This is a genomic window from Ralstonia nicotianae, assembly GCF_018243235.1.
Classification (GTDB): domain Bacteria; phylum Pseudomonadota; class Gammaproteobacteria; order Burkholderiales; family Burkholderiaceae; genus Ralstonia; species Ralstonia nicotianae.
The window spans coordinates 2,756,449-2,770,257 of record NZ_CP046674.1 but is presented as its reverse complement, the minus strand read 5'-3'; the positions used below and the strand labels follow the sequence as shown (position 1 = coordinate 2,770,257).

At 69.0% G+C, this 13,809-nt stretch carries 12 protein-coding genes; 9 read left to right on the top strand and 3 right to left on the bottom strand.

The genetic code is table 11. The features are described 5' to 3' along the window. The first annotated feature begins 65 nt into the window (after nt 1-65). The 6 genes from alaS to GO999_RS12565 all read left to right on the top strand — a co-directional run bounded on the left by alaS (nt 66) and on the right by GO999_RS12565 (nt 8,242). Nucleotides 66-2,720 (top strand): alanine--tRNA ligase, encoded by a 2,655-nt coding sequence (gene alaS / locus GO999_RS12590; protein ID WP_011000751.1) that lies wholly within the window; start codon nt 66-68, stop codon nt 2,718-2,720. A gap of 289 nt (nt 2,721-3,009) precedes the next feature. After that, nucleotides 3,010-4,116 (top strand): purine-nucleoside phosphorylase, encoded by a 1,107-nt coding sequence (locus GO999_RS12585; protein WP_021155849.1) that lies wholly within the window; start codon nt 3,010-3,012, stop codon nt 4,114-4,116. Beyond that, nucleotides 4,113-5,153 carry a purine-nucleoside phosphorylase gene (locus GO999_RS12580; protein WP_211906285.1) on the top strand — a complete coding sequence of 347 codons (1,041 nt, stop codon included), beginning with the start codon at nt 4,113-4,115 and terminating at the stop codon, nt 5,151-5,153. The genes GO999_RS12585 and GO999_RS12580 overlap by 4 nt, the downstream gene beginning before the upstream one ends. Nucleotides 5,154-5,184: 31 nt before the next feature. Beyond that, nucleotides 5,185-5,394, top strand: coding sequence for a hypothetical protein (locus tag GO999_RS12575; protein WP_211906284.1), 210 nt, complete (start codon nt 5,185-5,187; stop codon nt 5,392-5,394). After that, nucleotides 5,391-7,499 (top strand): TonB-dependent siderophore receptor, encoded by a 2,109-nt coding sequence (locus GO999_RS12570; protein WP_021155847.1) that lies wholly within the window; start codon nt 5,391-5,393, stop codon nt 7,497-7,499. Before GO999_RS12575 ends, GO999_RS12570 begins: the two co-directional genes overlap by 4 nt. 26 nt (nt 7,500-7,525) lie before the next feature. Continuing rightward, the gene (locus GO999_RS12565; RefSeq protein ID WP_165591552.1) at nt 7,526-8,242 is read left to right on the top strand and encodes a hypothetical protein; all 717 of its coding nucleotides are present in this window, start codon (nt 7,526-7,528) and stop codon (nt 8,240-8,242) included. A 9-nt stretch (nt 8,243-8,251) separates the two neighbouring features. Here GO999_RS12565 and GO999_RS12560 read toward each other — a convergent pair whose 3' ends face one another. The 3 genes from GO999_RS12560 to GO999_RS12550 all read right to left on the bottom strand — a co-directional run bounded on the left by GO999_RS12560 (nt 8,252) and on the right by GO999_RS12550 (nt 11,408). Then, entirely contained in the window at nt 8,252-9,001 is a 750-nt protein-coding gene (locus GO999_RS12560) for a slipin family protein (protein ID WP_011000756.1), read from the bottom strand. Nucleotides 9,002-9,012: 11 nt separating this feature from the next. Next, nucleotides 9,013-10,425, bottom strand: coding sequence for an NfeD family protein (locus tag GO999_RS12555; RefSeq protein WP_211906283.1), 1,413 nt, complete (start codon nt 10,423-10,425; stop codon nt 9,013-9,015). Between the two features lie 74 nt (nt 10,426-10,499). Then, entirely contained in the window at nt 10,500-11,408 is a 909-nt protein-coding gene (locus GO999_RS12550) for a LysR family transcriptional regulator (RefSeq protein ID WP_016723362.1), read from the bottom strand. A gap of 108 nt (nt 11,409-11,516) precedes the next feature. Here GO999_RS12550 and GO999_RS12545 point away from each other — a divergent pair, with 108 nt between their 5' ends. The 3 genes from GO999_RS12545 (at nt 11,517) to GO999_RS12535 (ending at nt 13,806) form a co-directional block, all read left to right on the top strand. Next, complete coding sequence (locus GO999_RS12545; RefSeq protein ID WP_071012877.1) at nt 11,517-12,737, top strand: MFS transporter; 1,221 nt, start codon at nt 11,517-11,519, stop codon at nt 12,735-12,737. Nucleotides 12,738-12,819: 82 nt separating this feature from the next. Next, complete coding sequence (locus GO999_RS12540; protein WP_211906282.1) at nt 12,820-13,605, top strand: class II aldolase/adducin family protein; 786 nt, start codon at nt 12,820-12,822, stop codon at nt 13,603-13,605. 12 nt (nt 13,606-13,617) lie between these two features. Continuing rightward, the gene (locus GO999_RS12535; protein ID WP_011000761.1) at nt 13,618-13,806 is read left to right on the top strand and encodes a 4-oxalocrotonate tautomerase; all 189 of its coding nucleotides are present in this window, start codon (nt 13,618-13,620) and stop codon (nt 13,804-13,806) included. The last annotated feature ends 3 nt before the right edge of the window (nt 13,807-13,809 follow it).

Below are 13,809 nucleotides of genomic sequence, written 5' to 3'. Positions count from 1 at the left end.
ACTAATCCAAGACGCGCGGGAGCGGGTTGCTCCCGGGCGCGATGCTGACACCGGCACCCCGCGACATGAAAGCCTCCGATATCCGCCAAAAATTCCTGACGTTCTTCGAGACGAAGGGCCACACCGTGGTGCGCTCCTCGCCGCTGGTGCCGGGCAACGATCCGACGCTGCTGTTCACCAACTCCGGCATGGTGCAGTTCAAGGACGTCTTCCTCGGCACCGACAAGCGCCCCTACGTGCGCGCGGCCTCCGTGCAGCGCTGCCTGCGCGCCGGCGGCAAGCACAACGACCTCGAGAACGTCGGCTACACCGCGCGCCACCACACCTTCTTCGAGATGCTGGGCAACTGGTCGTTCGGCGACTACTTCAAGCGCGACGCGCTGGTGTGGGCGTGGGAGCTGCTGACCCAGGAATACAAGCTGCCGGCCGACAAGCTGTGGGCCACCGTCTATCAGACCGATGACGAGGCCTACGACATCTGGACCAAGGTCATCGGCCTGCCGCCCGAGCGCGTGGTGCGCATCGGCGACAACAAGGGCGCGCCGTACGCCTCCGACAACTTCTGGCAGATGGCCGAAACCGGTCCGTGCGGCCCGTGCTCGGAAATCTTCTACGACCACGGCCCCGAGATCTGGGGCGGCCCCCCGGGCTCGCCGGAAGCCGACGGCGACCGCTACATCGAGATCTGGAACAACGTGTTCATGCAGTTCGACCGCCAGCTCGATCCGCAGACCGGCGAGTACACGCTGACCCCGCTGCCTGCCCCGTGCGTGGACACCGGCATGGGCATGGAGCGCCTGGCCGCGATCCTGCAGCACGTGCACAGCAACTACGAGATCGACCTGTTCCAGGCGCTCGTGAGTGCCGCCGCGCGCGAGACCAACACGAAGGACCTGGCCAACAACTCGCTGCGCGTGATCGCCGACCACATCCGCGCCTGCGCGTTCCTGATCGTCGACGGCGTGATCCCGGGCAACGAAGGCCGCGGCTACGTGCTGCGCCGGATCATCCGCCGCGCCATCCGCCACGGCTACAAGCTGGGCTGCCGCGCCGCGTTCTTCCACAAGCTGGTGGACGATCTCGTCAAGGAAATGGGCGAGGCCTACCCCGAACTGCGCGAAGCGCGCGACCGCGTGGTCGATGTGCTGCGCACCGAAGAGGCCCGCTTCTTCGAGACCATCGAGCACGGCATGTCGATCCTCGACGGCGCGCTGGGCGAGCTCAAGGCCGCCGGCAAGGATGAGAAACAGCGGATGCTCGACGGCGAACTCGCCTTCAAGCTGCACGATACCTACGGCTTCCCGCTCGACCTCACGCAGGACGTGTGCCGCGAGAACGACGTCATCGTCGACGAGGCCGCCTTCGACGCCGCCATGAACCGCCAGCGCGAGCAGGCGCGCGCCGCCGGCAAGTTCAAGATGGCCGCCGGCACGCTCGACTACACCGGCGACAAGACCACCTTCCACGGCTACGACCAACTGCTGTCCGAGACCTCGCGCGTGACGGCGCTGTTCGTCGATGGGGCTTCGGTGCCGGAGATGCGCCCGGGCCAGACCGGCGTGGTGGTGCTGGACCACACGCCGTTCTACGCCGAATCGGGCGGCCAGGTCGGCGACCAGGGCACGCTCAAGGCCGCCACGGTCTGGTTTGACGTGGCCGATACGCAGAAGGTGCTGCCGGAGGTGTTCGGCCACCAGGGCACGCTGCGCACCGGCGTGCTGAAGGTCGGCGATGCGGTGGGCGCCGAGGTCGATGCCGTGCGCCGCGCGCGCACCATGCGCAACCACTCGGCCACCCACCTGATGCACAAGGCGCTGCGCGAAGTGCTGGGCGCCCACGTGCAGCAGAAGGGCTCGCTGGTCGACGCTGACAAGACCCGCTTCGATTTCTCGCACAACACGCCGATGACGCCGCTGCAGATCCGCGAGGTGGAAGCGCGCGTCAACGCCGAGATCCTCGCCAACGCGTCCACCAACGCGCAGATGATGGGCTTCGATGATGCGGTCAAGAGCGGCGCCATGGCGCTGTTCGGCGAGAAGTACGGCGACGAGGTGCGCGTGCTGACGATCGGCTCGTCCAAGGAACTGTGCGGCGGCACCCACGTGGCGCGCACCGGTGACATCGGCCTGTTCAAGATCGTCGGCGAGTCCGGCGTGGCCGCCGGCATCCGCCGCGTGGAGGCCATCACCGGCGACAACGTGCTGCACTACCTGCAGACGCTCGACACCCGCATCGGCGAAGCGGCTGCCGCCCTGCGCGCGCAGCCGTCGGAACTGACGCAGCGCATCGTCCAGGTGCAGGACCAGGTCAAGTCGCTGGAGAAGGAGCTGGAGCGCCTGAAGTCGAAGCTGGCCGCGAGCCAGGGCGATGAACTGGTCAGCCAGGCCGTGGACGTGGCCGGCATCAAGGTGCTGGCCGCCAAGCTCGACGGCGCCGACGCCAAGACGCTGCGCGAGACCATGGACAAGCTCAAGGACAAGCTCAAGACCGCCGCCATCGTGCTGGGCAGCGTGAGCGACGGCAAGGTCGCGCTGATCGCCGGCGTGACGGCGGACGCCACCGCCAGGATCAAGGCGGGTGAACTGGTCAACTTCGTCGCCCAGCAGGTCGGCGGCAAGGGCGGCGGCCGTCCCGACATGGCCCAGGCCGGCGGCACCGAGCCCGACAAGCTGCCGCAGGCGCTGGCTGGTGTGACGGCGTGGGTGCAGCAGAAGGTGTGATGCGGTAATCCGGCTTCTCGATCGGGTTGCGCCAGACGGCGCGCGCTTCCGGCAACGGGGCGCGCGCCGTTTTGCTTTTGGGGCGTGCGGTCGGGCATCGCGCACGCCGGTGGGGGTTGTCTACACAATGTGGACAAGTGCTTGGTACCCCTCATGCTGGTGACAGGCCGCGCCGTCGCCTATACCGGGGAAGCGCGCGGGTGGCAGGCAATTTGCATGGGTGGCGCCCGCTGTTTTTGCAGTCCCTGCAGTGTTCCCGCTGTTCCCCAATCCCCAAACGAGGAGAACCATGAGCGTCCTATCCGAACAGGTCGACGGCCGGCCGCCGCAGCCGCCGTCTGGGCGGCGCGGCAAACGATGGCTCCGGGCCATCGCCGCCGGCGCGCTGCTGGCGGCCGGCGTCGGCGCGTCCACGCAGCCGGTCGCGCAGCAGGCGCCGCAGTCGCACGCGCGCAAGGTCAAGGTGCTGATCATCAGCATGTTCGCGCCCGAGGCCCAGCCGTGGATCGACAAGCTGGGCCTGACGCAGGCGGTGCCGGTGCCGGGCCTGTCGATCGACTACCCGAGCGTCCACTGCAACGCCAGCGACGTCTGCCAGCTGACCACCGGCATGGGCAAGGCCAATGCGGCATCGTCGGTGTCGGCACTGATCCATAGCGGGCAGTTCGATCTGTCGCGCGCGTATTTCCTGGTGGCGGGCATTGCCGGCATCGATCCGTCGCAGGGCACGCTCGGCACGGCGGCGTGGGCGCGCTACCTGGTCGACAGCGATCTGGCCTGGGAGATCGACGCGCGCGAGGTTCCCGCCGACTGGCCCAACGGCTTCATCGGCATCAATACGCAGGGGCCGGGGCAGAAGCCGCCGCTGAACTACAAGACGGAAATCTTCCGCGTGAACGAGGCGCTGCTGCAGAAGGCGCTGGCGCTCTCGAAGGGCGCCGTGCTGGACGACAACGCCACCGCGCGCGCCTACCGCGCCAACTACCCGAGCGCGCCGGCCAACCAGCCGCCCGCCGTCGTGCAGTGCGACACCGCGGCCGGCAATACGTACTGGCACGGCGCGCTGCTCGGCCAGCGCGAAGCCGCCTGGGTCAAGCTGCTGACCGACGGGCAGGGCACGTACTGCACCACCCAGCAGGAAGACAACGCCACCTTCGAGGCGCTGACGCGCGGATCGAAGGCCGGCCTGCTCGATCTGCAGCGCGTGGCCGTGCTGCGCACCGCCTCCAACTTCGACCGGCCGTATCCGGGGCAGACGCCGTACGACTCGCTGGTGGGCAGCAACTCGGGCGGCTTTGTGCCGTCGCTCAACAACCTCTATCTGGCGGGCGGCCCGCTGGTCAACGACATCGTCACGCGCTGGAGCGTGTGGAAACACGGAGTGCCCTCGCCATGACCCATGCCCCGACCACGACGCCCCTGCGCACCGCCGCCAAGCTGCTCGCCGCCGGCGCGGCGGTGCTGACCCTGAACAGCTGCGCCTACGATGGCATCAAGGTCATCGTCATCAACATGTTCCAGGGCGAAGCCCAGCCGTTCATCGATCGCTACGACCTCAAGGAGAAGGTCTATATCGCCGGCCTGTCGCCCGACGCGCCGAACCTGCTGTGCAACTACGACGGCATCTGCCAGGTCACCACCGGCATGGGCTACGCCAACGCCGCCGCGACGCTGTCCGCGCTGCTCTACCGCAGCAAGCTGGACCTGACGCAGACCTATTTCGTGATCGCCGGCATCGCGGGCATCGATCCGGGGCAGGGCACGGTGGGCTCGGCCGCGTGGGCGCGCTATGCGGTGGACTACGGCCTGTCGCACGAGATCGACGCGCGCGAGATGCCCGCCGCCTGGCCCTACGGCTACTTCGGCATCGGCACCAAGGGGCCGGGCGAGAAGCCGCCGATGAACTACCGCACCGAAGTGTTCAGGCTCAACGAGGCGCTGCTGCAGAGGGCGTACGCGCTGTCGAAGCCGGTCACGCTGGAGGACAGCCCCGAAGCGATCGCCTTCCGCAAGCACTACGCGTACGCGCCGGCCAACCAGCCGCCCGCGGTGATCCAGTGCGATGTCGCCTCCGCCGATACCTGGTGGGCCGGCCGCAACCTGGGCCAGCGCGCGCGTGACTGGACCAAGACCATGACCGACGGCAAGGGCACCTACTGCACCACCGCGCAGGAGGACAACGCCACGCTGGAAGTGCTGGCGCGCGGTGCCCGCGCAGGCAAGGTCGATTTCAGCCGCGTCGCGCTGCTGCGTACCGGCTCGGACTTCGACCGCCCGTACGACGGCCAGTCCGCCGCCGACGGCCTGGTCAACTACGCGCAGCAGGGCGGCTTCGTGCCGGCCACGCACAACCTCGTCAATGCCGCCAAGCCGCTGCTGGACGACATCGTGTTGCGCTGGCCGCAATGGGCGCAGGGGGTGCCGGCGAATTAACCATTGCTTACATCTCATCTATCACTTTATAATGAGAACCATTCTCATCTGGTGGGCGGCAAAGGGTATCCTGCCTGAGCGCTGGCCATCGTTCCTGCCGGGCGAGCCAGCGGGCTTTTCAGCCGCAAGCCAGTTGACCGACGCGCTGCATGCCGACCGCATCGGCGCGTTTTCCATTCCCCAGCATCGTTCTGGGCGCGTCCGGTTTTCGCCAATCCTGATGGACCCTTGCTCGCGATGACCAGCCGTCTCGCGGCACGCGCGCTGTCGTGCGCGCTCGCCGCCATTCCTCTTGCCGTGTCGACCCTGGCGCGTGCCGATGCCGCCTCCGGCACGGATGCCGCCGCCACCGTCGATCTCGACGCAACCACCGTCACCGCGCGCAGCCAGCGCGGGTTCGCCGCCAGCACGGCCGAGGTCGGCTCGTTCCGCGGGCAGTCGCTGCGCGACATCCCGGCCACCGTCAACGTCGTCACGCGCGAGGCGCTCGACGCGCAGCAGGACCGCACGCTGTACGACGCGCTGCGCAACACCGCGGGTGTGACGCGACAGCAGCTCTCGGGCGAGACTTTCGACAACCTCGCCATCCGCGGCGTGACGCTGGAGAACCGCACCAACTTCCGCCTCAACGGCTCGATGCCGGTCTTCAACCTGATGGCGATCCCGCTGGAGGACAAGGAGCGCGTGGAGGTGCTCAAGGGCGTGTCGGCGCTCTACTACGGCTACACCACGCCGGGCGGCATGGTGAACCTCGTCACCAAGCGCGCGGGCAACACGCCGGTCACCTCGGTCGGCATGTCGGTCGACAGCAACGGCACCGCCATCGCCAACGTCGACGTGGCCCGCCGCTTCGGCGAAGACAACCAGTACGGCCTGCGCTTCAATGCCGCGGGCGGCCGGCTGGGATCGGCCACCAGCGGCATCGACGGCGATCGCCAGATGGCGAGCCTGGCCTTCGACTGGAAGGTCAACAGCCGCCTGAGCCTGAAGGCCGATGTGGAGTACGCGCGCCAGGTCATCACCGAGCAGTCGGTGGTGACGCTGCCGGCCGCGAAGAACGGCGTCATCTCGCTGCCCGCCATGCCGGACCCGACCAAGCGCCTGTCGCCGGACTGGGCCAAGTTTCGCGCCAACAGCACCACCGCGATGCTGCGCGCCGATTACGCGCTCAACGACGACTGGCTGGTGACGGTCGAGGGCGGCACCTCGGAGCTGGCGCGCACGCGGGCCTTCACGGAAATCGGCAGCGTCAACGCGGTGACCGGCAAGGGCACGATCTCGGGCAACCGCCAGGACGGCCGCTGGACCACCGGCCACCTGCGCGCCGACCTCAACGGCACCCAGATGACCGGCTCGGTCAAGCACGAGCTGACCTTCGGCGTGGCGCGCTCGGAGATGCGCCAGGCCGCGGTGTATTCCAGCCGCTTCTCCGGCACGCAGAATCTGTACAACCCGGTCGACCTCGGCTGGCTGCCGACCACCGGCACCAGCGTCACCGCCGCGCAGCGCGCCGTCGACACCGGCGTCTACGCGCTGGACCGCATGACCCTGACGCAGCACTGGCAGGTCATCGCCGGCCTGCGCTACACCAGCTACACCAGCGTGCAGGCGCCCAACCGCTACGAGGCCAGCAAGACCACGCCGCTCGGCGCGCTGATCTACAAGTTCACCCCGACCCTGTCGGCCTATGCCTCGTACGCGCAGGGCCTGGAGGCGGGCGACCGCGCGCCCAACACCGCCGCCAACGCCAACGTGGCGATGCCGCCCGCGGTCAGCAAGCAGAAGGAAGTGGGCGTGCGCTATGAAACGCCGGCCGGCACCCAGCTGTCGGCGGCGCTGTATGAGATCGACCGGGCCGCCAGCTATACCAACGCTTCCAACGTCTACGTGCAGGACGGCCGCCAGCGCATCCGCGGCCTGGAGCTGAATGCGCAGGGACGTGTCACGAACGACCTGTCGCTGCTGGCCTCGGCCGGCTGGATCGACGCCAAGTTCCGCGGCGTCGGCAACGGCCTCGACGGCAAGACGCCGGAGAACACGCCGCGCGCCACCGCCAGCCTGTTCGCCGAATACACCCTGCCGATGCTGCGCTCGGTGTCGTTCAACGCCGGCGCCTATTACGTCGGCCCGCGCCCGGTCAACGACGCCGACCAGGCGTGGCTGGGCGGCACCACGCTGTTCGGCGCCGGCGCGCGCTATGTCACGCGCGTCGCCGGCAAGCGCACCACCTGGCAGCTCAACGTCGACAACCTGACCGACAAGCGCTACTGGGCGGGTGCCGGCAACAACCGGCTGTCGATGGGCGCGCCGCGCGTGTTCAAGCTGTCGATGAAGATCGATCTCTGATGCCGTTCACTTCCGGAGCCAAACCGATGAAACCGTTCCTTCGCCTGTGCGCGGTCGCGCTGATGGCATGCGCCTGCCTGCGGCCCGCCGCCGCCGCCGCCGCCGAACCGCAGCCGGGCGCCGGCAAGACCGTGCTGATGGTGGTGCGCATGGAGGGCAAGAGCCTGCCCATCGACAAGCAGATCGCGGCGCACCTCGAAACGCGCGGCTATGCCGTCACGCTGTACGACCAGTCCCAGCCGACCGAGCGCGCCAAGGCGTTCGACCTGGTGGTGCTGTCGTCCACCGTGCGTTCGCGCGACCTGCTCGGCGCCTACCGAAACGTGCCGGTGCCGCTGGTCACATGGGAGAACGACCTGCTCGACGACATGGCCATGACCGGCAAGCGCCGCGATGTCGACTTCGGCATGGTCGACAAGGAACACTACCTGTGGATGGTCAATGCGCCGCATCCGCTGTCGGCCGGTCTGCCGGCGGGCGTCGCGGTCGGCTATGCCAAGGATGCGCCGATGGGCTGGGGCAAGCCGGGCCTGGGCGCGAGCATCATTGCCACGGTGTCGGGCGACCCGGCCAAGGCCGTCATCTTCGGCTACGAGAAGGGCGCGACGATGGACTACGAGGCGCTCGCCCCGGCGCGCCGCGTGTTCTTCTTCCTCGACAACGAGACCTTCCCCAACCTGACGCCCGCCGGCCGCAAGCTGTTCGACGCGGCCATCGACTGGGCCGCGACCGGCGGCAAGTGAGCGTCCGCGCTACGCCTTTTTGACCGCGCCCAGCATGTCCATCGGCAATGGGAACACGATCGTCGAGCTCTTGTCGCCGGCGATCTGCGTGAGCGTCTGCAGGTAGCGCAGCTGGATCGCCTCGGGCTGCTGGGCCAGCATGCGCGCGGCTTCCAGCAGCTTCTCGGCGGCCTGCAGCTCGCCCTCGGCGTGGATCACCTTGGCGCGCCGCTCGCGCTCGGCCTCGGCCTGCCGGGCGATCGCGCGGATCATCGACTCGTTCAGGTCGACGTGCTTGATCTCCACGTTGGCGATCTTGATCCCCCACGGGTCGGTCTGGATGTCGAGCACCTTCTGGATGTCGAGGTTGAGCTTTTCGCGCTCGGCCAGCATCTCGTCCAGTTCGTGCTTGCCGAGGATGGCGCGCAGCGTGGTCTGCGCCAGTTGGCTGGTCGCCTCCAGGAAATTGGCGACCTGGATGATGGCGCGCTCCGGATCGACCACGCGGAAGTACACCACCGCGTTGACCTTGACCGACACGTTGTCGTGCGAGATCACGTCTTGCGGCGGCACGTCCATCACGATGGTGCGCAGGTCCACCCGCACCATCTGCTGGATGGCCGGCACGATCAGCACCAGCCCCGGCCCTTTTACGCGCCAGAAGCGGCCGAGCAGGAACACCACGCCGCGCTCGTACTCGCGCAGCACGCGGAACGACGAGATCACCAGCAGCACGATCAGGAAGATGAAGCCGCCTGCGCTGAAGAAGCCATAGAACATTTTTATTCTCCTCAGGATGCCGCCGCCGCAGGTGCGACAGGCTCGACCATCAGCGTCAGCCCGTGGCGGGCAATGACGCGCACGCGGTCACCGCGCGTGATGCCGGCATCGCATCGCACGCGCCACCGTTCGCCGCGGATGTGTGCCCAGCCGTTGCTGTCGGCGTCCGCTTCCGGTGTGTCGACGTCGACGACTTCGCCGGTCATGCCGATCAGGGTGTCGCCGCCGGATACCTTGGGGCGACGCCGTGCACGGACCGCCAGGCTGGAGAGCGCCAGGATCACCGTCAGGCTGACGAAGGCGAGTCCGACGATCACGGGGATCGGCACGCCATAGCCCGGCGTCTGCGTATCGATCAGCATCACCGCGCCCAGGATGAAGGCGATGATGCCGCCCACGCCCAGCGCGCCGAAGGTCGGCAGGAAGGCCTCGGCCACCATGCAGCCCAGGCCGAGCGCCAGCAGCGCCAGCCCGGCATAGTTGATGGGCAGCATCTGCAGCCCGTACAGCGCCACCAGGATGCACATCGCCCCCAGGATGCCCGGCACCACCATGCCCGGCGTCGAGAACTCGAAGATCAGCGCATACACGCCCACCGTCAGCAGCAGCAGGGCCAGGCTCGGATCGGTGATGACGGCCAGGAAGTGGTTGCGCCAGTCGGGCTCGAGTGTCTCGGTGGGGGCCCCTGCCGTATGCAGCGTGACCAGACCCGTGGCGGTGCGCAGCGCGCGTCCGTCCACTTGCCTGAGCAGGTCGGGAATGTTCGTGGCGATCAGGTCGATCACGCGCTGCGTGGCGGCTTCGTCGGCCGACAGGCTGACCGCTTCGCGCACGGCGCGCTCGGCCCATTCGGCGTTGCGCCCGCGCAGGTGGGCCAGGCCGCGGATGTAGGCGGCCGCATCGTGCATCTGCTTGCGGGCGAGGGTGTCTTCGTTGCTGGAGGCCGCCGCCGGTGCGCTGGCCGGCTTGGCGGTGTCGCCGGGGGTGGGCGTCGGCCCGGTGGGCGCATGGCCGCCGATGCCGATCGCCACCGGTGAGGCGGCGCCCAGGTTGGTCGCCGGCGCCATCGCGGCGATGTGGCTGGCATAGAGAATGTAGGTGCCGGCACTGGCTGCCCGCGCGCCACCCGGCGCCACATAGCCCGCCACCGGCACCGGCGAGGCGAGAATGGCCTGGATGATCTGCCGCATCGAGGCATCGAGCCCGCCCGGCGTGTCCATCTGCAGCACCACGAGCTGCATGCCTTCCTTGCGGGCCAGCTCCAGCCCGTGCACCACGTAGGCCGCGCTGGCCGGCCCGATGGCGCCGGTCAGCGGCAGCACCATCACCGGGGCGGCGGCCGCGATGGCAAGGCCGCTCCAGGCGGCGGCCAGGCCTGCCGCCAGCCAGCCGATCCACTGCCGTATCCGCAACGACGGTCGCATGCGCGCCTCCGTTCGTTACTGCCGCGCTTGCTTGCGCTTCTTATTAGACCTGCGGCGGGGTCTTCGCATTCAGTTTAGGCGGCGACAGCCTCACCGGTGGGTGAAGGCGCGGCGGCATGCGCCTCGCTCAGCACCTGCACCAGCGCCTGCAGCGCCGGCCCGGCCATATCGCGGTGCCAGGCCAGCAGCGTGTCGACGCGCCCCGGATTGCCGAGCGCATGCACGCTGATCTCCGGCGCGTTGGTGTACAGATCCAGCACCGAGCGCGGCACCAGCGCCACGCCGATCCCCGCCGCCGCACACGCGATGATGGCGTGGTACGAACCCAGCTCCAGTACGCGCGAGGGCACCACGCCGCCGGCCTCGAACCAGTCGTCGATCAATTGGCGATAGGCGCAGCCGGGCTCGAAACCGAGCAGGGTGGGGGTCTGCACGTCGGCGGCGCGGCGGATGGGCGGATGCGCGCGGTGGGCAATCAGCACCAGTTCTTCGGCAAACGCCGGCAGCGTCGTCAGTGCGGAACGCATGTTGGCCAGGCACGTCGTCTCGGCAATGAAGGCGCAATCGACCTCGAAGCGGGACAGTGCCTGCACCGATTGCCGCGTCGTCATGGTGACGAGCTCGAGCTGGACCCTGGGCCAGCGCTGATGCAGCGACGCCAGCAGGGTCGGCAGGCGGCTGGCGGCCGTGCTTTCCATCGAGGCAATGCGCAGGCGGCCGTGCGGCTCGCGCGGCTGCACGGCCTGCCGGGCTTCCGCGGCCAGGCGCAGGAGGTCGTCGGCATAGGTCAACAGGGTCTGGCCGGCCGGCGTCAGCACCATGCGCTTGCCTTCGCGCACGAACAGCGGCACGCCCAGCGATGCCTCGAGCTGGCGGATGCGGGTCGTCACGTTGGACTGCACCCGATGCAGTTGCGCCGCCGCGCGTGTGACGCCGCCTTCGCGGACAACGGTGCGGAAGATTTCCAGCGAGGCCAGATCCATGGTGCATCTCAAATATGAATGGATCTGTTCAATATAATTCATTTTTCAGGATGGGTTGGCTTGCATAGCATGAGGTGCCGATTGCCTTCGTACGGATCCATGCCCGCCATGCAGCACACGCTCTCATCGTCGTTGTCTTCCCTGCCCGCCGCCCATGCGACACGCACCGCCGCCTGGCGCGTGGCGATTGCCGGCATGGTCGCGCTGTCGGTGGCCATGGGCATCGGCCGCTTCGCCTTCACGCCGATCCTGCCGATGATGCTGCACGACGGCAGCGTCACCCTGGGGCAGGGCAGTTGGCTGGCGACGCTCAATTACCTCGGCTACTTTGTCGGCGCGCTGGCCTGCATGGCGCTGCGCGGCGACGCGGCGCGGCTGATCCGGATCGGGCTGGTCGCGACCGTGCTGCTGACCGCCGGCATGGGCGTGCTGCAGGGCCAGCCCGCGTGGCTGGTGCTGCGATTCGCGGCCGGCGTGGTGAGCGCGCTGGTGTTCGTCTTCACGGCGGGCTGGTGCCTGCACCGGCTGACCGAACTCGGGCATGCCGCCCTGGGCGGCATCATCTTCTGCGGGCCCGGGCTGGGGATCGCCGTTCCGGGGCTCGTCGCCAGCGGCATGGTGGCCCTCGGCTGGCATGCGTCGTCGGCGTGGATCGCGTTCGGCGTGCTGTCCGCAGTGCTGTCGGCGGCCGTGTGGTCGACCGTTCGCCCGGAGCGCCGGCCGCATGCGGCCGCATCCGCGCCGGGCATATCGGGCGCGGCGCCCGGCCTGGGCCTGCCGACCGTCATCATCACGCTGGCCTATGGGTTGGCCGGCTTCGGCTACATCGTCACCGCCACGTTCCTGCCGGTGATCGCGCGCAGGGTGCTGCCGGCCGGCTCGATCTGGCCCGACCTGTTCTGGCCGATCTTCGGCGTGGGCGTAGCGCTGGGCGCGCTGCTGTCCACGCGCATCAGCCTGGCGCGCGACAACCGTACGCTGCTCGCCGCGGCGTATGCGATGCAGGCGGTTGCCGTGGCAGCCAGCATCGTCTGGCCGACGGTGGGCGGGCTGGCGCTGTCCAGCCTGCTGCTCGGCTTGCCGTTCACGGCCATCACGCTGTTCGCCATGCGCGAGGCGCGCCGCCTGTGGCCGCATGCCGTGCCGCGCCTGATGGGGCTGATGACGGCGGTGTATGGCATCGGCCAGATCGCGGGGCCGCCGCTGGCCAACCGGCTGTTCGCGGCCACCGGCGGGTTCGACGCCTCGCTGGCGGCGGCGGCGGCGTCCCTCGTGCTCGGCATGGCGATGTTCCTGGCGGTCAGGCGTATCGCGCCGGCCGGTGCGTGATGCCCGGCAGGCAGGGCACGGTGCCGCGCCGGTCGCCCGGCCGCTCTAGAATGCTTCCTCCACTGCCACTGGAGGCGCCCCGATGTCGTTTGCCATACGCCCCGGCGCCGCCGCATCCGGCGGCCGGATCAGCGAGGCCGAGCGCGCCGTGCGCATCGACCTGGCCGCCGCCTACCGGCTGGCCGCGCTCAACGGTTGGGATGACCTGATCTACACCCATCTGTCGGCCACCGTCCCCGGTGAGCCGGAGCACTTCCTCATCAACGCCTTCGGCCTGGCCTTCGACGAGATCACCGCCTCCAGCCTCGTCAAGATCAACCGCGCCGGCCAGCTGGTCGGCGACTGGCCTGATCCCGCCGCGCGCCCGTCCGTCAACGTCACCGGCTTCGCGCTGCATGCCGCCGTGCATGCGGCGCGTCCGGACGCGCATTGCGTGATCCACCTGCACAATACGGCGGGCATCGCGGTCTCCGCCCAGCAGCACGGGCTGCTGCCGCTGTCGCAGCACGCGCTGCGCTTCCACCGTCGCCTCGCCTATCACGACTACGAGGGCCTGGCCTTCACGCAGGAAGAGGGCGCGCGGCTGACCGCCTCGCTGGGCGGCCACCGCGCCATGCTGCTGCGCAACCATGGCACGCTCACGGTCGGCCGCACCGTGGCCGAGGCCCATGTGCTGATGGCCACGCTCCTCAAGGCCTGCGAGATCCAGATCCAAGCGCTGACGGCCGGCGCGGTCATCACGCCCGCACCACGTGTTGCCGACCGCGCCGCCGAGCAACTGGAGGACGGCGGCGCCATCGAGGGCGTGCTGGAGTGGCCGGCCCTGCTGCGCAAACTGGATAGAATGAACCGCTCGTATCGCGACTAACCCGGGACCACCATGCCGACATTCCACATCGAGATGTTCGAGGGCCGCAGCGCCGACCAGAAGCGCAAGCTGGTCGAGGAGGTCACGCGCGTCACCTGCGAGACCCTGGGCTGCGCGCCCGGCGCGGTCGACATCATCATCGCCGAGGTCAAGCGCGAGAACTGGGCCACCGGCGGCGTGCTCTGGTCCGAGCAGAAGTAAGCG